Source organism: Vibrio sp. V19_P1S1T109, from assembly GCF_002241375.1.
GTDB classification, from domain to species: Bacteria; Pseudomonadota; Gammaproteobacteria; order Enterobacterales; family Vibrionaceae; genus Vibrio; species Vibrio anguillarum.
This window is the reverse complement of record NZ_NDIM01000109.1, coordinates 1-18856: the sequence shown is the minus strand read 5'-3', so window position 1 is coordinate 18856 and position 18856 is coordinate 1. Positions and strand designations below refer to the sequence as shown.

The window sequence follows — 18856 nt, the reverse complement described above, 5'->3', positions numbered from 1 at the left end:
TTTTAAGGATATTAGCTATATAATAACCAACTCAACAAAGTTAGAAAATAAACACCAATAACGCCACTTAAGTGGACTAGGAGATAGTGATGATTCAAGGCATTCAAATTACAAAAGCAGCAAACGACAACCTACTAAATTCTATCTGGTTACTCGATAACGAAAAGAATGAAGCACGTTGCGTTGCCGCTAACGCAGGCTACCAAGCAGATCAAGTTATCGCGGTCAGCGACCTTGGTGAGTATGAAAGCCGTGAAGTTGCGATTGAAACAGCACCTCGCATCGAAGGCGGTCAGCACCTAAATGTGAACGTTCTTAAGCGTGAAACTCTTGAAGATGCCGTTGCACACCCTGAGAAGTATCCGCAACTGACGATTCGTGTTTCTGGTTACGCTGTTCGTTTCAACTCATTGACTCAAGAACAGCAACGTGACGTTATCGCACGTACCTTCACTGAGACGCTATAATCATAGCGTTGATGAGAATATTTATATCCAAAAATGGCGCTCAATGAGCGCCATTTTTATCGTTAGAGGAATATCATCCTGACTTCAATAAGATGAAATCAGGATCTCTTTAAGGCTGAACGCGTCTTAACACCGTTTTTAGAGCGTCAAAATCATTGTCTAACTCTTCAGAAAGCAACGCCATCACTGCATGTTTTGCAAGAGGAGCTGGTAATTCAATGTCAGTGCCTAGCACATCGTCAACGACTTCTTTAAATTTGGCAGGGTGCGCAGTACACAAAAATAGCCCCGTTTCTCCCGCTTGTAACTGCTCATCCAAAACTCGATACGCAATGGCACCATGCGGTTCACACAAATAACCTTGCGCGTAAAGTTCACGAACTGAATCCGCACTTTGTGCATCAGATACCGCACCTTTACCTAAGGTATCTAGCCCCCAGCCCTTTAAGCGACAAAGCTCTTCGATGCGCGGCCAGTTGTTCGGCTGACTCACATCCATCGCATTCGATGTGGTCGCGACAGTGGGTTTTGGATCCCATTGACCCGTTTCTAAGTAACGAGGAACGGTATCATTGGCATTGGTTGCCGCGATAAAACGCTTGATAGGTAAGCCCAATGCTTTTGCCAACAGACCAGCGGTTAGGTTGCCAAAGTTGCCACTCGGTACAGAGATGACTAAGTTTTCACGCTGAGCTTTGCTTAATTGTGATGCGGCCTCAAAGTAGTAGCAAATTTGTGCCATTAAACGACTGATATTGATTGAATTTGCAGAGTTTAAACCGATCTCTTGGCGAAGCTTGGCGTCATCAAAAGCCTGCTTAACTAACGCTTGGCAAGCATCAAAGTCACCATTTATCGCGACAGTGTGAATATTGTTGCCCAGAGTGCAGAAGAGTTTTTCCTGTAACGGGCTGATCTTACCTTTAGGGTAAAGTATCACGACCTTGATGTCGGGCATTCCATAAAAGGCATGAGCCACCGCTGCGCCAGTATCACCAGAAGTCGCGGTTAAAATGGTGATCTGTCCACCATTTGAAACGGCGGCCAGTGACTGCGCCATAAAGCGACCACCAAAATCTTTAAATGCCAGCGTTGGGCCGTGGAAAAGCTCTAGAGCATAAATGCCGTCTTTCACTTGCTTAATCGGTGCTGGAAACTGAAAAGCCGCATCAACCATCGCATTCACTTGCTCTGCGGGTAATTCATCACCAATCAAGGCGCTGAGAATTTTTGTACTACGAGAGATAAAATCTTCGGCTAGTAACGCGTCAATATCTTCAAACTGAGGCAACTCTGCTGGGAAAAACAGCCCTTGATTGCGTCCTAATCCTTGGCGTACGGCTTGGCCAAAAGAGACTTGTTCATCATTTTCTTTTATGTTGTAAAGCTTCATAGAGCACTTCCTGTAACGGTCGAGCCATTTTTGTCTAAGCGACAAATATGGACGAATCCTTCTTCATTTTGTACATAATGTTGTTCAAGCCAACGAGCAACTCGCTCGGCAACCTCTTTTTCTTTGCAAATACTGAACAGTGTTGGGCCACTGCCGGAAATGCCAGTGGTGAGCGCTCCGGCTGATGCAGCGTATTTACGCGCATCCGAAAAGCCGGGCAGAAGTTTCTCACGATACGGTTCAGCAATCACGTCTTTGATCAGTTTAGCCGCTAGCTCAGGCTGACCTGAGTGGCAAGCATGAATGAAACCTGCGAGATGACGGCCATGCGCAATGATGTCCTGTCGACGATATTGTGAAGGTAAGATCGCTCGCGCTTCGGCTGTGGAAACTTTAATCCCAGGATACGCCATTACCCAATACCAATCGTCAAAACAAGGCACTTCTTGGCTGATGATGCCTAGCTCTTCAAGCATCAATTGCACGCCGCCTAAGTAGCAGGGGGCAACGTTATCATAATGTATACCGCCTGAAATTTTACCTTCCATTTCACCCATCAGCGCTAAAAGCTCAGTCTGATTAAGTGGGTTACCGTGAAACTGGTTCAACGCATCTAAAGCTGCAACAATTGAACAAGCACTGGAACCTAAACCTGAACCAATCGGCATATTTTTTTCTAACGTCATTTGCAACGGCTTTACTGCAATGCTCTTTTTTTCAAGCTCTCTGGCAAAAACAAGCCAGCAATCGTAAACAATATTCTGCTTTGGATCTTCAGGCAGCTTGTCGACAAAGCGACCTGCAGTTTCGAGTACAAAAGGTTCGCTGCCCGCTTTAACTTCAACACGATCCCCCAATAAACTGCCATCAATTGGCGACACGGCCGCCCCTAAAACATCAAACCCAACGCTCACATTACCAATTGAAGCTGGAGCATACACCACCACACTCATGTCACTTGAACTCATCAATTAAACCCCTAACTTCCAACCTAAGGTGCGCATCACATCAGAGAACACCCCTGCTGCTGTTACTTCTGTACCCGCCCCATAACCACGCAACACCAATGGAATCGGTTGATAATAACGGCTATAAAACGCCAGTGCATTCTCACCATCTTTGACTTTAAACATTGGGTCATTTTCATCGACCACTGCAATTTTCACCTTGCATTGACCTTCTGATATTTCACCAACATAACGTAATACCTTACCTTCGGCGGCAGCCTTAGTGGATAGCTCTTGGAAATAAGCATCAGCTTGCGGCAAGCGCGCCATAAACTCTTCAACTGTACCCGAAATATCGAAACCCGGCGGCAAAGCAAGATCGACTTTTACGTCATCCAGTTCTAAAGGCATTCCCGCCTCACGAGCTAAAATTAACAGCTTACGAGCCACATCCATTCCCGACAGATCATCACGAGGATCAGGCTCAGTAAAACCTTTGTCTTTAGCTAGCTGCGTAGCTTGACTAAGTGTCATACCTTCATCCAGTTTGCCGAAAATAAACGAGAGAGAGCCAGATAAAATACCGCTGAATTTTTCCAACTCATCACCAGCGGCAATGAGATTTTGCAAGTTTTCAATCACAGGTAAACCAGCACCAACCGTCGTTTCGTACATCAGTTTACGGCGCGAGTTGCGCGCCACTTCACGCAGCTGGTGATAGTAGGCCATGCTTGCGGTATTGGCTTTTTTATTAGGCGTCACAACATGAAAACCCGCAGCCAAAAATTCGGCGTACTGGTTGGCGATCACTTCACTGGAAGTACAATCAACTAAGACAGGGTTAATGATATGGTTACGCTGCACTAGAGAGATGAGCCTTGCGAGGCTAAATTCTTCACTCGCGCTATGCATTCGATCACGCCAATGCTCCAGCGGCAAGCCTTCGCTATCCAGCAATAGTGCCTTACTATTCGCAAGGCCACACACTCGAATCACAATTCCTTTATCGGCTAGTTTGGCTTGCTGACGATGAATTTGGTCAACTAATTCGCCTCCGACACCGCCAACACCGACCACAAACACATCCAAGAAATGCTTAGAATTGAAGAGATTTTCATGACAAGCCTTGATCGCTTCTGAAATTTTATCTTCTGGGATCACCGCCGAAATAGCTCGCTCGGAAGAGCCTTGTGCAATGGCAACAATATTGACGTGAACTTCAGCCAGCGATGAGAAAAATTGAGAAGCCACTCCGCGCGAAGTGCGCATGCCGTCACCAACCAGAGTGACAATCGCAACGTCATCCATAAACTCGACAGGCTCAAGTAGGCCATCTTTTAATTCCAGTTCAAACGCTTCCGATAATGCTCTTTTGGCAAGGGCTTTATCTTGCGCCTCAATACAGAAACTGATGCTGTATTCTGAAGAGGATTGTGTAATCAGCACAATAGAAACGCCTGCGGCAGACATCGCGCCAAACACACGGCTAGCCATGCCGACCATGCCTTTCATGCCAGGGCCGGAGACGTTGACCATAGTCAAATTATTGAGTGTAGTAATACCTTTGATAGCCAGCTTATCTTCACCAGTATCTTGACCAATCAGCGTGCCTGCGCCTTGAGGATTAAAACTATTTTTGATAAGACACGGAATATGAAATTGTGCAATCGGTGCAATGGTTTTGGGATGTAACACTGACGCGCCAAAATACGAAAGCTCCATCGCTTCTTGGTAGCTGAGTGATTTTAATAAACGAGCATCCGCAACCAAACGTGGGTCACAGTTATAAACGCCATCGACATCGGTCCAAATCTCACAACAATCTGCACGTAAACATGCCGCAAGCACAGCCGCAGAATAATCCGAGCCATTACGGCCTAGACAGACCAATTCACCCTTTTCATTACCAGCCGTGAAACCCGGCATAATATTAACATGCGCTTGCGGAAGTGGATTTTGTTTGAAATTTTGCGTGGAGATCTCAACATCGACCATTGCCTCAAGGTACTCACCTTTAGCAAAAAGATATTGTACTGGGTCAATCAATGCAGCCGCTTGTCCTTTTGCTTCAAGTACCGCTTTCATCAGTTGGATAGAAACTCGCTCACCTTTACTGATAATGCGCGCATTGACGTTGTCTGGGCACATACCGAGTAAATTAATGCCGTGTACAAATTGACGCAGCTGAGAAAGTGACGTTTTTACTTGATTGTCAAAAGCGGCCGAATCCACATTAGGCAATTGTGCTTTGATGCCAGCGAGTAGATCGAAAAATGAGAATTCAAGCTCCGCTATTTGGCGTTCTGCTTCGCCATTACGCAAAGCACTCTCAATAACTGCCACTAATTTATTGGTGGTTTTTCCCGGTGCAGAGAGCACAACGGCGACTTCTTCTTGCTGTACATTGTTAACGATGATATCTGCCGCCCTTAAAAAACGATCAGCATCGGCTAACGATGAACCTCCAAACTTTAATACTCGCATCCCTTCCTCCAAAACAGTTCAAATTGGTATAAAAAAAGGCCTGTATCTGGTGGGATACAGGCCTTTTTTGTAAAAACTTTTCGCTCAGCGGCCCGCCCCAACATGTGTCATGTCGGTAATAATAATGGTGGTTGTCATTACTACTAGGCTGCGCTGTAACATAGAAAAATTTAAATACTCGTGTGTTTAATTGCCTTTACGTTTACCTTACTTCGTGATCATTAGTCAATGAAAATCTGCTATTTTTTATAGTCATTCCGAATTAATCAAATTAAAAAACACAACACAACTAAGATACTTATTGCACATTAAGTGCAACCATTTTACACATAAGCAAATAACAAAATGCTATATACATAACGCTGTCATCGTGTGAAATTTGTGCTTTAATTGTTGTTACCGCAGTGGACGCAGTAACTCAAAACAAGAATAAGGAGAGGCAGATGAAACTAAAAGTTGCACTATGTTTATTTCTGCTTGTCTCTTTATCTAGCATGGCCAATACCTTACCTGCACTTCCTTCTTCACAGAGCCAATCTCCACATCGATTATTTCTTTCAAGCGAAAGTGATGGTCAACAATTTGATAGTTGGACTATTGATGGCGGTTATTCTTATAACCTTTTTGACAATTTAGATCTGTACATTGGAGCGAGGATAAATAATTCCGACTACGGCTCCGAAAGTGGTTTTTTAAGTGGCCTTAGCTACCAGCTAACCCCAAAATTATCACTAAAAAGCACCTTACGGTCAGCCGCCAGTAATCCGAATGATACGAGCAGTGCCGATGCTATGGCGGCGGAGCTATCTAGCCGACTTCAACTGTCAGAAAACGTTGATTTACATGCCACCCTTGATTATCAAGAGTGGCAACAAGGCGTTCAATTTGGGGTGGGTTTCAGATTCTAGTGCCAGTCTAGCGCTTGAGTTGACGTTAAAACACCATTCCAATCGGCATAAACATAGTCACCCGGCTGAATCATCTGGTTGAGGATAGTCAGCGTCACATTAATTTCGCCTGCACCTCTCTTATCGGTCTTAAGTGGACAACTCGCTAACGCTTTCACGCCTAAATCCATTTGCGATAACGCAGCAACATCGCGTATCGCTCCATAAATGATGACCCCTTCCCAACCGTTTTCAATCGCCATGATCGCCAGTTGGTCACCCAATAAGGCTCTTTGACACGAACCGTTACCATCGACGACTAAAACTTTCCCTTTACCATTTTGGCTTAATACGTCACGAACTTTAGAGTTATCGTGATAGCAACGCACGGTGACAATTTGCCCCCAAAAAGCACTCCTTAAACCAAAAGTTTGCAAAGGCAAATCCAATATATTGATTTGCGATTCAAATTTATCGCAAATATCTGGTGTGATATCTATCATCCTTCTTCCTTGATTATTGTTTATTATTTTCATCTGACACATTAGACGCGCTGTAAAACCACAGCTCAATCAACCATAATGCCAGATACTTTACTCACCTATTCATACAAACGATGCAAAGAAAAACCCGCTGAGAATGAGCATAACTTGGCGGCCAACTGCATTTAAAAGACTGAATATTCATATTGGTGACACCCATAATAGTGCGATATCCCCCGCTGTAAACGTTGATTCTTTACGCAATTCCCATTTTTTGACAAGTATCGAGTTAACAAGTTCTTTGCTGGTAAATTTCCATGTGAGGTAAAGCCCATTGCGCCTAATGCTACCATCCCCAGCGAAAATCCCCAAAAAGCATGCTATTTGCATGGGTAATGTGGTGTAAATTTACAACTGCTTAAGACGATTAATATTTGTTACATTAGAACTCTTGATGTAAATCAACAAAGTGATTGGAATTAACATTCTGCCGTTGTTAGCATGCTGTTAACATTATAGAATCCGCCTTAAAGACTAGTAGAACACCGAGGGTATGGAGACCTCAATGCAAGATATGCCTAAGGACGGCGGGCAACTGAAGTAAGTGTTTTTTTCAAAACTTTAGTTTATTATCGGCAGCAGATTACCTGTATGTTGCAATTTTTTGCCTACAATCAATTCTATTAGCACAATTTTTTCACAAGTTTAGGTACCGCCAATGCAAACCCCGCAGATTCTTATCGTTGAAGATGAGCAAGTAACTCGTAACACTCTTAAGAGTATTTTTGAAGCAGAGGGATACGCTGTTTTTGAGGCCAGTAACGGTGAAGAGATGCACCATGTGCTGTCTGATAACCCCATTAACTTGGTCATTATGGACATCAATTTACCAGGTAAAAACGGCCTTCTGTTAGCTCGTGAGCTTCGTGAACAGGCTAATGTTGCACTGATGTTTTTGACTGGTCGTGATAATGAAGTTGATAAAATCCTCGGTTTAGAGATCGGGGCTGATGACTACATCACCAAACCATTTAACCCACGTGAACTGACAATTCGTGCTCGTAATCTTCTAGGTCGTTCAATGAATACCAATACGACTCAAGAAGAGAAACGCAGTGTGGAAAAATATGAGTTCAACGGTTGGGTATTGGATATCAATAGCCGCTCTTTAGTGAATCCGGATGGTGAAGGCTACAAGCTTCCTCGCTCAGAATTCCGCGCTTTACTGCACTTCTGTGAGAACCCAGGAAAAATCCAAACTCGCGCAGATTTGCTTAAAAAGATGACTGGCCGTGAATTGAAACCACACGACAGAACAGTAGATGTGACGATTCGTCGTATCCGTAAACACTTTGAATCAGTATCAGGTACGCCAGAGATCATCGCCACAATTCATGGCGAAGGCTACCGCTTCTGTGGTGACCTAGAAGACTAAACTTCTATCCCAAAATAGTTAAAAGCCCTTTAATATCATTCATGTTAAAGGGCTTTTTTCATAGGTAGTAATATAGTAGTGCTTTGCGTAAAACCGTTCTAATCTAATAGACTTTATCAATCAAGATGCTCTTTTCGATAAGCCACTGTGCTGTTGTGCCATCGCTCAATTGCAAAGCAACATCAACGGGCTTATCCACATTAAGCTGCATCGGCCATTCAAACACCACTTCCCATTGATCTTCACTTTGAGTCCGTAAATCTAACGATTCACTACCCACCAGCCAATTCTTATCCCCTTGCTGGACCATCAACGCGTCAATCGTTAAATTGGCAGGTAATATTGCCGACGAATCCAATCTTAATGTCCCATGCACAAGAGGTATTTCGCTCTCATTAGCTGTAGGCATTTGATTGATCCAAAGGTTACTTTTCAACCCAATGGTGATATTTGATATCACGGCACTGCTGTCCTGCAGCCAATTCACTTGCGGTGAACTACAGCCAGATAGTAGCGCCATGACTAATGAAGCCAACCCGATTTTTTTCATACCATTACCTTTGAGTTAACCATTGTTTCAAGACTTGAATATCGTGTTGATACCCATTTTTAATTTCATCTATCCAGTCACCAATATTTTCCCACCAAGCAGGTAGCTCTGGCGACTGTGCCTTTTGTGCAACGTTTTGGATGTGTTTCAAACCAATTGAACCCGCAGCACCCTTGATTTTGTGTGCTTCTGAAACAATGCCTGCTTGATCTTTTGCTACCATATTGGAATCTAGCACTTCAACGTAACTGGGCATCATCTGCTCGAACATTTGGATACTTTCCAGCACAGGTTTCGGGCCAACAATATCGATATAAGACTCCAGCATTTCAAGATCGAGCAAATGCGTGTTCAACTCACTATGTTCTTCTGAGGCGGCATTAACCTTAGCGTCGGCAAGTTGAATCGCCTCACTATGGGTGAATTTTGCAATCACCTCTTGAATCGCCAGTACTGACAATGGTTTACTGATCGCGTCATCCATCCCTTTCTCTAGATATTCAGCTTTATTTTTCAATACGTTGGCGGTCAATGCAACCAGTGGCGGAAGGTTATCATAAGTTTGTCGATAAAACGCAGCGACATCAAACCCGGTCATGTCTGGCAGTTGAATGTCGAGGAAAACCAGATCGTACTCTTGCGGCACAAATTTTTGTTTGGCTTCTTCACCTGTCATAGCGACGGTAACCGTGTGTCCTAAACTTTCTAGCAAAGAACGAGCAACTGTAATATTGAGCTCAATATCTTCAACCATAAAAATGGCTAAACTTTTTTGAGGAACGGGTAACGTTGGTTTGAATTGGGCATCTTGTGCCAAAGGCACACGAATTGAAACGGTGAAAGTGCTACCAAAACCTTCTTCACTGCTCACAGAAATATCACCATCCATCAAGTTGATTAACTGGCGAGATACCGCTAAGCCAATCCCCGTGCCAACAGCGTGTAAATTGTCCTTACCCGATTTAACTTGGTAATACATGGCGAAGATTTTATCGAGTTCAGCTTCCGGTATACCAATGCCTGTGTCTTCAACTTCCATGGTAATGCGCGCAAACTTATCCTCAATGTCAGCGCAGACCGTCATGACGACGCCACCTTCTTTGGTAAATTTCATCGCATTGCTTATCAGGTTCCACAATACCTGACGCAGGCGCGTAGCATCCACTTCAATCGCAACAGGTAAATCACTGAGCCGTTCGAGATCAAACCTAAGCCCTTTTTGCTCTGCCATCAACGCCGAGATGCTTTCAATTTCAGCAACAAATTCTTCAAAATTCAACGGCGCTGGCAGTAGTTCTAGTTTCCGGCGGTCAAACTTATCCATATCAATGATATCGTTGAAAATATTACCTAACGTAATGGCACTGACATTAATGGTCTGCATGTACTTACGCTGTTCTGGGGTCATGGGGCTATCGAGCAACATGCGGCTCAAACCAACGATACCGTTGAGTGGTGTGCGCAATTCGTGGCTGATGGTCGAAATAAAGGTGGTTTTATCCCGGCTCGCTTTTTCCAAAGACTCTTGATTGCGTTTACGTTCGGTAATGTCTCGCCCAAAGCCCACCAACCCTAAGTGGCGGCCATCTTTGCTATAAAAAGGGACTTTACGCAGTTCAAAATAGTTTTTGCGGCCATCAGGGTATTCAAGCCACTGCTCATAAGTGATGGCTTGATTGTCAGCAAACACTTTTTCGTCAGTTTCAACGATCTGTTGCGCGACTTCTTTGCTATAGACATCCCACGGAGTTAACCCAACCAACTGATGCTCACGCTTACCCGTTAGCTCTTCCATCGCTCGGTTGCAGCCAGAAAAAACGCCGTTCGCATTACGGTAGTAAATCAGATCAGGAGAGGCATCGATAAAAGAGCGCAATAAGGCGGTTCTTTCTGCCAATTCAAGCTGCGTTTTTTCGCGTTGATAGACCTCGTTTTCTAAATCGGCCATCGCCTCTTCACGCGCTTCCTCTGCCTTAATTCGCTCTTCAATTTCTTGGTTGAGTTTTTCGATATTTTGCTGAAGCTTATAATTGAGCTCTTGATCGCGTGAGCGCATGTCTTTGAGCTTAGAAACCAACTTCGAGAGACGTTGACGTGACTCTTCTAACTGATCGACCACCACAGAAAGGAAATAGACCGCCCAAGGCGTGATCAATAAACCAAAAAAGACGGAACGAACGATGTCGATATCATCAACATAACCATTGAGCACCAGCGTGATACCAACTTGCACCACCACTGCCAAGGCCACTAAAGCGAGCGCAAGAAGAATGGAGAAACGGAGAATGCCCAGTTTGACCAATAGGTCGACATAGTACTGGGCAAGGTTTTTCATGGGTTTCATTAAACACTTCCATGTAATAACAGTGCCACTAGTCTAACGCGTTTAACGTCGATTCGTCAGCCAAGTTAATCACAAGGATTTGCGAAATTGCTTGAATCTTTAGCTGTTTGGAAGCGTATAGACAAACGGTCGACTTAAGCGTGAGCCTTGCGCGCCACCTTGATTAAGTGCTCGGCCTATTTCGGTCATCGCAAGCCAACGATTTTCACACCACAGTGGCGCAAGCAGGGTCGGCCGCCGGGCGGCTGACGAGACTCGGTGATAAATGATCTCAGGTGGCGTCATTTGAATCAATTCACTCGCAATGGAAACATACTCTTCTAACGTTGGCGCTTGTAATTTTCCTGCTCGCCACGCTTTGGCCATCGTACTGCCTTCAACAATATGCAGCCCATGCAACTTGATGCCATCAGTGCCTACCGCTAAGACTTGCTTTAAGGTTTGAAGATTATCAGTACGCGTTTCTTTAGGTAGCCCCACAATGAGATGCGTGCATACTTTGATCCCCAAGGCTCGAGCGCGCTCAGTGATCAACGCATAACATTCAAAATCATGACCACGGTTGATCCGTTTGAGTGTTTGATTATTGGCGGTTTGCAAACCCAGTTCGAGCCAAATTTCAAAACCTTGTCGCACATAATCGGCCAATAAATCGAGCACAGCATCGGGTACACAATCAGGCCGAGTGCCGACGCATAACCCAACAATGTCAGCCGATTGAAGCGCTTGCTGATACATATTTTTCAACACCTGCACTTCCGCATAGGTACTGGTATAAGCTTGAAAATACGCGAGATATTTTTTGGCACGTTTGATTTCACCAGCGCGTTCTGTCAATTGCTGCTCAATACTTTGGGCTTGTGTTTCTTCATCAGCAAAAGAAGCGACATTACAGAAGGTGCAACCACCTCGCCCAATCGTGCCATCTCGATTCGGACAGCTAAACCCACCATGCAGGGTCAGCTTGTGAACTTTTTCGCCATAACGGCGCTGCAGATCTTGGCCGATCGTGTTAACCAATTGATGTAATTGCATTGAAGAAATACCGCTTATAGATAGTAATGAATCTCAGTTAGATTTATGTAACTAAATTACATCCCTGCAAAATAAATTCACAAAGAGTAGCCGTATCAAACACTCTCCAACCTAACAAAAATCAATAAACATTCATAAAAACAGCGTTATTTGCTTAATGTTGCACCAATGTTAAACAGTACATGCATTTTTAACGAAAAAAATGGGCGACTAAAATGAGTTTTCGTTGGAATTCCTATAAACAAAATTGTAGGATACTTACACATCCGCCCTATTTTTTGTGATATTCCTTACATAAATAGTTGTGGAAAAATCGGTGATATTCGCACCCCTCCTATACAAACCACTAGCAAGTGGCATAAATAAATTGAATATCACTAAGGAATGTTTTTCTCGCCATATTTTTCCGGCGAGAGACGGAAAGGATTCGAACCCGCCAACACAGGCAGGTTTAGATTGATAACAATTAAAGGACAAGTCGCATCGCTAAGTATGCCTTAGCACACGTGCGTCTAAATTGAACTGGAAGGATGTATCTATGGTAGATAGAGAGCAGGATTCACGAGGTCTATATACTCCTGAATTGGAGCATGACGCTTGTGGTATCGGTTTTGTTGCCCACCTGAAAAACCGTAAGTCTCACCAAGTTGTGACTCAAGCTTTAGACATGCTTGCTCGTATGGAACACCGTGGTGGCCAAGGCTGTGACCCATGTTCTGGTGATGGCGCAGGTATCTTATTACAAAAACCCCATGAGTTTTTACTTGAAGAGACCGTTAAACTTGGCTTAAAACTGCCTTCGTTTGAAAAGTACGGCGTCGGCGTGGTGCTGTTTCCAAGAGATGAGCACAAACGCGCCCAGTGTCGTGATATTTTAGAACGCAACGCCAAGAGACTCGATTTAGAAGTACTGGGTTATCGCGTTTTGCCAACCGATAACTCCATGATTGGCGCAGACCCACTTAGCACTGAGCCTCAATTTGAGCACGTTTTCATCTCCGGTGGCCCAAGTACCACCCCCGCAGAATTAGAGCGTAAATTGTACGTTCTGCGTAATTACACCGTCCGCGTATGCTTAGAAAGTGTATCTAACATTGGTGATGATTTTTACATCAACTCCATGTCTTACAAAACCTTGGTGTATAAAGGTCAGCTCACTACAGAGCAAGTACCACAGTACTTCCTTGATCTACAAAATCCGACCATGGTGACCGCGCTGGCACTGGTGCATTCTCGTTTTTCGACCAATACATTCCCTAAATGGCGCTTAGCTCAACCTTTCCGTTACATTGCGCACAACGGCGAAATCAACACAGTTCGCGGCAATTTAAACTGGATGAAAGCGCGCGAAGCGATCCTCGAATCAGATTTGTTTACACAAGCTGAAATCGACATGCTGCTGCCAATTTGCCAAGAAGGCAGTTCAGATTCCGCCAACTTCGATATGGCATTAGAGTTACTGGTTCTGTCTGGCCGCAGCCTGCCACACGCCCTGATGATGATGATCCCTGAAGCGTGGCAAGAAAATAAAAATATGGATCCAACCCGCCGCGCATTTTACCAATACCATGCTAACGTCATGGAACCGTGGGATGGCCCAGCATCAGTATGTTTTACTGATGGTGTACAAGTTGGCGCAACACTGGACCGTAACGGCCTGCGCCCATCACGTTATACCGTGACTAAAGATGATTTTCTGATCATGGCTTCTGAATCTGGCGTGGTTGAAATTGCACCAGAGAACGTGGAATACCGTGGCCGTTTACAGCCCGGACGTATCTTTGTCGCTGATTTAGAGCAAGGACGCATCATTTCTGATGAGGAAGTGAAAGACAGCATTGCGAATGCGCAGCCCTACGCCAAATGGGTTGAAGAGAACCTCCTCAGCTTGAAAAAACTGCCTGAAGCGAGCAACCAGTACAGCCAACCTGCTCCTGAGCGTCTAATGTCACGCCAACAGTCGTTTGGCGTCAGCTCAGAAGAGGTGAATGAAATCATTCTTCCTTTGGCAAAAACCGGTTATGAACCGCTTTCGGCTATGGGTGCAGACTGGCCTCTAGCAGTGCTTTCGCATCAATCACAGCATCTCTCCAACTACTTTAAGCAACTGTTTGCTCAGGTCACCAACCCACCGATCGACCCGATCCGTGAAAGAATGGTGATGTCGCTCAATACTTACCTCGGTAAAGATCAGAACTTACTGACAGAGACCCCCCTGCACTGCTTAAAAGTCGAATTGGAATCTCCGGTTCTTTCCAACTCTGAGCTTGAGAAACTGCGCGCTATTGATAACGAACATCTGCAAGCGAAAACCTTAGATATCGTATTTCAAGCCAGTGAAGATCAAGGCAAATTGGAACGCGCGCTGAAACGCATTTGCCAATATGCAGAAGATGCGGTTATCGATGGTTACTCGATTATTTTATTGACTGACCGCGCGGTAAACTCAAACCATGCGGCGATCCCTGCAATGCTCGCTGTCGGTGCAGTTCATCACCACCTGATCCGCAAAGGCTTACGAGCTAAATGTGACATAGTGGTAGAAACCGGCGACGCGCGTGAAACGCACCACTTTGCGACATTGATTGGCTATGGCGCAAATGCGGTTAACCCGTATTTAGTCATTGAAACCATTATCGATTTACAACGAGTCAAAAAACTCGACCCGACCATTGCAGCGAAAGATCTGTTTGACAATTACCGCAAAGGCATCAACGGCGGGCTGCTGAAGATCTTCTCCAAAATGGGCATCTCCACATTGCAGTCTTACCACGGTGCGCAAATTTTTGAAGCGTTGGGCATCAGCAAATCAGTGGTAGATAAGTACTTTACTGGCACTGTATCGCGCATCCAAGGTTTGACCATTGATGACATCGCAAAAGAGGTGTTAGTTCGCCATCGCGTGGGCTACCCGACTCGCGAAGTTCCAGTGCAAGTGTTGGATGTGGGCGGCGTTTATCAGTGGAAACAGCGTGGCGAAAAACACCTGTTTAACCCAGAGACGATTTCGTTGCTGCAACAATCAACACGCAACAAAGATTATGTGCAGTTCAAGCAATACGCGAAAGCGGTAGATGACCAAGGCGACAACGCTGCCACGCTGCGTAGCCAGCTTGATTTTGTTAAAAATCCAGCCAGTTCGATTCCCATTGAGGAAGTGGAACCGATTGAACGTATTTTAAAACGCTTCGCAACCGGTGCCATGTCGTTTGGTTCAATCTCCTACGAAGCGCACTCAACGTTAGCCGTGGCGATGAACCGTATTGGCGCGAAATCCAACTCGGGTGAAGGCGGTGAAGATCCAGCACGCTTTGAACGCAAAGAAAATGGCGATTGGGAACGCTCTGCAATTAAGCAGGTCGCTTCTGGTCGTTTTGGCGTGACCTCTTACTACCTCACCAATGCCGATGAACTACAGATCAAAATGGCTCAAGGCGCGAAACCAGGTGAAGGTGGGCAACTGCCGGGTGATAAAGTCGATGATTGGATAGGCGCGACACGCCACTCGACTCCGGGAGTCGGTCTTATTTCACCACCACCGCATCACGATATCTATTCGATCGAAGATTTGGCGCAACTGATCTTTGATTTGAAAAACGCGAACCGTACCGGCCGCGTCAACGTGAAATTAGTTTCCGAAGCCGGGGTTGGTACTATCGCCTCCGGTGTGGCTAAAGCCAAAGCGGATGTGGTATTAATTGCTGGCTATGATGGCGGCACGGGTGCATCACCGATGTCTTCGATTCGTCACACAGGCTTACCTTGGGAGCTCGGCCTTGCTGAAACGCACCAAACCTTGCTTAAAAATGGCCTGCGTAATCGCATTGTGGTGCAAAGTGACGGTCAGATGAAAACACCACGTGACCTTGCAATGGCGACATTGTTAGGCGCGGAAGAGTGGGGAATTGCCACCGCTGCACTAGTGGTTGAAGGGTGTATCATGATGCGTAAGTGTCATAAAAACACCTGCCCAGTAGGGATTGCGACACAAAACAAAACCTTGCGTGAGCGCTTTGATGGCCGCGTAGACGATGTGGTCACCTTCTTCCAATACATGGCGCAAGGCTTACGTGAAATCATGGCTGAACTGGGTTTCCGTACTATCGATGAAATGGTTGGCCAATCGCATAAACTGAAAGTGCGTGACAACATCAACCACTGGAAATACAAAAACCTCGATTTGTCACCAGTGTTGTACATTCAAGAGCCTCGTGCAGAAGATGGTGTTTATTGCCAAACCAAACAAAATCATCATCTAGAAAACGTGCTAGATCGTCAGCTAATTCAAGTAGCCAACCCCGCGCTTGAGAAAGGCGAAGCGGTTAACGCAGTCTTCCCTATCGTCAACACTGACCGTAGCACGGGTACTATGCTGTCGAACGAAATATCGAAGGTATATAAAGACCAAGGTCTACCTCAGCCAATGAAAGTTAAATTCAACGGCTCTGCAGGCCAATCATTCGGTGCATTCCTTGCTAAAGGTGTAACGTTTGAAGTGGAAGGTGATGCCAACGATTATTGGGGCAAAGGTTTATCTGGCGGTACGTTAGTGCTCTACCCTGACACGCGCTCAACCATCATTGCGCAAGATAACATCGTGGTGGGTAACGTCTGTTTCTATGGCGCAACTTCTGGTGAATCCTATATTCGCGGCCTTGCTGGAGAACGTTTCTGCGTGCGTAACTCAGGAGCTAAAGTGGTCGTAGAAGGTATCGGCGATCACGGCTGTGAATACATGACAGGTGGAGTCGCAGTGATCCTCGGTTCGACAGGACGTAACTTTGCGGCTGGTATGAGCGGCGGTGTAGCCTACGTGTGGAATCGACATGGAGACTTCGAAACTAAGCTTAACGCTGAATTGGTTGATCTCGACCCACTGCAACAAGAAGATACCGATCTGCTACGTGAGATGCTCAACAAGCATGTTCAGTTCACAGGAAGTGAAGTGGCTCAGTTATTCCTTGATAATTTTGAAGCAAACCTTACCCAAATGGTAAAAGTGATGCCGCGTGACTACAAAGCGGTTCTTCAAAAACGCAAGGCTGCAGCTGCGCAAGTACAAACGGAAGAAGTGGAGGCCGTATAAATGGGTAAGCCTACTGGATTTTTAGAACATGGCCGCGAGCTGCCAAAAAAGCTCGATCCAACGGTTCGCATTCAAAACAACCAAGAGTTTGTCCTCAACGAAGAGTTTGGTAGCAAAATTAATACTCAAGCGTCTCGTTGCATGGACTGCGGAGTACCGTTTTGCCATAACGGTTGCCCTATCGGTAACATTATTCCTGAATTTAACGATGCCGTTTATCGTGATAGTTGGGAAGAAGCTTGGAAGATCTTAAGCTCAACCAATAACTTCCCCGAGTTTACTGGTCGCGTGTGCCCTGCTCCTTGCGAAAGTTCGTGCGTACTCGGGATCAACCAAGATCCCATTACCATCTGTAATATAGAAAAAACCATCGTGGAAACGGCTTATCGCGAAGGCTATGCCAAAGCGAAAAAGCCGCGTTCTCGTACTGGAAAAACCATCGCCATCATTGGCTCTGGCCCGGCGGGTTTGGCCGCAGCTGAGCAGTTGAATAGCGCGGGTCACTCAGTTACTGTGTTTGAACGTGATGAAAAAGTCGGCGGCCTGCTGCGTTTTGGCATTCCGGATTTCAAACTGGGTATGGACGTTATTGATCGCAAAATCAATTTGATGGCAGAAGCGGGCGTCAAGTTTGAAGTAAACGCACATATCGGTGTTGATATCAACGCACAGCAACTGCGCCAAGAGTTTGATGTCATCTTGCTTACTGGTGGCTCTACCGTGCCTCGTAACCTGCCGATTCCGGGGCGCGAGTTAAAAGGGGTTCATTTTGCGATGGAGTTTCTGGCACAAAATAACCGCCGCGCGAATAACATGGATCTTAAAACTGACGAGATCCACGCTAAGGGCAAACATGTGGTGGTGATTGGTGGTGGTGATACTGGTTCTGACTGTGTCGGAACCTCAAACCGACACGGCGCCGCAAGCATCACGCAAGTTGAAATCATGCCGATCCCAGCCAATAAACGCCCAGCCAACATGCCTTGGCCGCAATATCCAATGATTTTGCGCACCTCAACCTCCCACGAAGAGGGCTGCGAACGTCATTGGAATATTCTAACCAAAGAGTTCCTCGGCAACGAGCAAGGTCAAGTCACGGGGCTACGTGTTGCTGATATCGTTTGGCAAGATGCAAAACCGGGTGAGCGCCCGAACTTTGATGAAGTCGCGGGCAGTGAACGTATTATTGCGTGTGATATGGCTTTCCTTGCCATGGGCTTTTTACATCCAGAACCACATGGTGTACTTGCTCAGCTTGATATCAAGTTAGATGAGCGTGGCAATGTGGCAACACAAGGTTTTGCGACCAACCAAAAAGGTGTTTTCGCTGCAGGTGATATGCGTACAGGACAATCGTTAGTCGTACGTTGTATCAATGAAGGGCGCGAGTGCGCACGCGAGATCGACGCTTACTTGATGGGCAACACCAACTTAGAAGCGAAAGCCGACTCATTGATGCTTTCAGCCTAGTGCCTCGCGCTCTTTTCGCTGGTTCAAGGTGATCCAGAGCGCTAAGCTGCGATGATTCCTTCCAACGTTCTACTTTTTGGCCAGCATTTAATGCTGGCCTTTTTTATGGCTAATTCTTATTCCATGAGATTACCCACGTTAACAAACTGTAACAACAAAAATTCTATCTCATTGAATATATTATATTAATCTAGATGATTAGGTGGTAAATCCCATTGCAACATGATTTTTCACCAACAACTTGACCTTTTGCACCATAAGCTATAGGTTGTGAAG

Annotated in this window: 13 protein-coding genes and 1 other annotated feature; of the genes, 5 read left to right on the top strand and 8 right to left on the bottom strand. The window is 45.5% G+C overall.

What is annotated here, in order from left to right:
* The first annotated feature begins 89 nt into the window (after positions 1-89).
* The gene (gene grcA, locus B9J87_RS05230) at positions 90-467 is read left to right on the top strand and encodes an autonomous glycyl radical cofactor GrcA (protein WP_026027385.1); all 378 of its coding nucleotides are present in this window, start codon (positions 90-92) and stop codon (positions 465-467) included.
* 109 nt (positions 468-576) lie between these two features.
* Here the strand turns inward: grcA and thrC are convergent, their stop codons facing one another.
* The 4 genes from thrC to thrL form a co-directional block, all read right to left on the bottom strand.
* Entirely contained in the window at positions 577-1860 is a 1284-nt protein-coding gene (thrC, locus tag B9J87_RS05225; protein WP_094149635.1) for a threonine synthase, read from the bottom strand.
* Positions 1857-2813: a homoserine kinase gene (thrB, locus tag B9J87_RS05220; RefSeq protein WP_026027386.1), complete on the bottom strand. Its 957-nt coding sequence runs from the start codon at positions 2811-2813 to the stop codon at positions 1857-1859. Before thrB ends, thrC begins: the two co-directional genes overlap by 4 nt.
* Before the next feature lie 18 nt (positions 2814-2831).
* The gene (thrA, locus tag B9J87_RS05215) at positions 2832-5291 is read right to left on the bottom strand and encodes a bifunctional aspartate kinase/homoserine dehydrogenase I (RefSeq protein WP_026027387.1); all 2460 of its coding nucleotides are present in this window, start codon (positions 5289-5291) and stop codon (positions 2832-2834) included.
* A gap of 29 nt (positions 5292-5320) precedes the next feature.
* Positions 5321-5438, bottom strand: a sequence feature (Thr leader region).
* Positions 5376-5453 (bottom strand): thr operon leader peptide, encoded by a 78-nt coding sequence (gene thrL / locus B9J87_RS17600; RefSeq protein ID WP_100208354.1) that lies wholly within the window; start codon positions 5451-5453, stop codon positions 5376-5378. Its footprint overlaps the feature before it by 63 nt.
* Before the next feature lie 242 nt (positions 5454-5695).
* Between thrL and B9J87_RS05210 the strand changes: the two genes are divergently transcribed.
* Positions 5696-6199: a hypothetical protein gene (locus tag B9J87_RS05210; protein ID WP_017043071.1), complete on the top strand. Its 504-nt coding sequence runs from the start codon at positions 5696-5698 to the stop codon at positions 6197-6199.
* Here the strand turns inward: B9J87_RS05210 and B9J87_RS05205 are convergent.
* Entirely contained in the window at positions 6196-6681 is a 486-nt protein-coding gene (locus B9J87_RS05205; RefSeq protein WP_010318275.1) for a putative 4-hydroxy-4-methyl-2-oxoglutarate aldolase, read from the bottom strand. The two genes, B9J87_RS05210 and B9J87_RS05205, sit on opposite strands and share 4 nt — an antisense overlap.
* Before the next feature lie 697 nt (positions 6682-7378).
* On the opposite strand from B9J87_RS05205, the gene arcA reads away from it, so the two are divergent.
* Positions 7379-8095 (top strand): two-component system response regulator ArcA, encoded by a 717-nt coding sequence (arcA, locus tag B9J87_RS05200; RefSeq protein ID WP_013856108.1) that lies wholly within the window; start codon positions 7379-7381, stop codon positions 8093-8095.
* Positions 8096-8198: 103 nt separating this feature from the next.
* On the opposite strand, the gene B9J87_RS05195 is transcribed toward arcA, so the two are convergent.
* From B9J87_RS05195 to B9J87_RS05185, 3 genes are all read right to left on the bottom strand, one after another.
* A complete protein-coding gene (locus B9J87_RS05195; protein WP_094149633.1) occupies positions 8199-8645 on the bottom strand; it encodes a hypothetical protein in 447 nt (148 codons plus the stop codon).
* A 4-nt stretch (positions 8646-8649) separates the two neighbouring features.
* Positions 8650-10989 (bottom strand): aerobic respiration two-component sensor histidine kinase ArcB, encoded by a 2340-nt coding sequence (gene arcB, locus B9J87_RS05190; protein WP_094149631.1) that lies wholly within the window; start codon positions 10987-10989, stop codon positions 8650-8652.
* A 99-nt stretch (positions 10990-11088) separates the two neighbouring features.
* On the bottom strand, positions 11089-12024 hold the full coding sequence (locus tag B9J87_RS05185; protein WP_094149629.1) for a TIGR01212 family radical SAM protein: 936 nt from the start codon (positions 12022-12024) through the stop codon (positions 11089-11091).
* Positions 12025-12562: 538 nt separating this feature from the next.
* Here B9J87_RS05185 and gltB point away from each other — a divergent pair.
* Together gltB and B9J87_RS05175 are read left to right on the top strand one after the other, a co-directional pair.
* Positions 12563-17110, top strand: coding sequence for a glutamate synthase large subunit (gene gltB / locus B9J87_RS05180; protein WP_094149627.1), 4548 nt, complete (start codon positions 12563-12565; stop codon positions 17108-17110).
* On the top strand, positions 17111-18580 hold the full coding sequence (locus B9J87_RS05175; RefSeq protein ID WP_013856103.1) for a glutamate synthase subunit beta: 1470 nt from the start codon (positions 17111-17113) through the stop codon (positions 18578-18580).
* Positions 18581-18856: the final 276 nt, after the last annotated feature.

What these genes read in the sequence shown, in the direction of transcription:
- grcA (WP_026027385.1), top strand. Translation starts at nt 90, where the DNA reads ATGATTCAAGGCATTCAAATTACAAAAGCAGCAAACGACAACCTACTA.
- thrC (WP_094149635.1), bottom strand. Translation starts at nt 1,860, where the DNA reads ATGAAGCTTTACAACATAAAAGAAAATGATGAACAAGTCTCTTTTGGC.
- thrB (WP_026027386.1), bottom strand. Translation starts at nt 2,813, where the DNA reads ATGAGTGTGGTGGTGTATGCTCCAGCTTCAATTGGTAATGTGAGCGTT.
- thrA (WP_026027387.1), bottom strand. Translation starts at nt 5,291, where the DNA reads ATGCGAGTATTAAAGTTTGGAGGTTCATCGTTAGCCGATGCTGATCGT.
- thrL (WP_100208354.1), bottom strand. Translation starts at nt 5,453, where the DNA reads ATGTTACAGCGCAGCCTAGTAGTAATGACAACCACCATTATTATTACC.
- B9J87_RS05205 (WP_010318275.1), bottom strand. Translation starts at nt 6,681, where the DNA reads ATGATAGATATCACACCAGATATTTGCGATAAATTTGAATCGCAAATC.
- arcA (WP_013856108.1), top strand. Translation starts at nt 7,379, where the DNA reads ATGCAAACCCCGCAGATTCTTATCGTTGAAGATGAGCAAGTAACTCGT.
- B9J87_RS05195 (WP_094149633.1), bottom strand. Translation starts at nt 8,645, where the DNA reads ATGAAAAAAATCGGGTTGGCTTCATTAGTCATGGCGCTACTATCTGGC.
- arcB (WP_094149631.1), bottom strand. Translation starts at nt 10,989, where the DNA reads ATGAAACCCATGAAAAACCTTGCCCAGTACTATGTCGACCTATTGGTC.
- B9J87_RS05185 (WP_094149629.1), bottom strand. Translation starts at nt 12,024, where the DNA reads ATGCAATTACATCAATTGGTTAACACGATCGGCCAAGATCTGCAGCGC.
- gltB (WP_094149627.1), top strand. Translation starts at nt 12,563, where the DNA reads ATGGTAGATAGAGAGCAGGATTCACGAGGTCTATATACTCCTGAATTG.
- B9J87_RS05175 (WP_013856103.1), top strand. Translation starts at nt 17,111, where the DNA reads ATGGGTAAGCCTACTGGATTTTTAGAACATGGCCGCGAGCTGCCAAAA.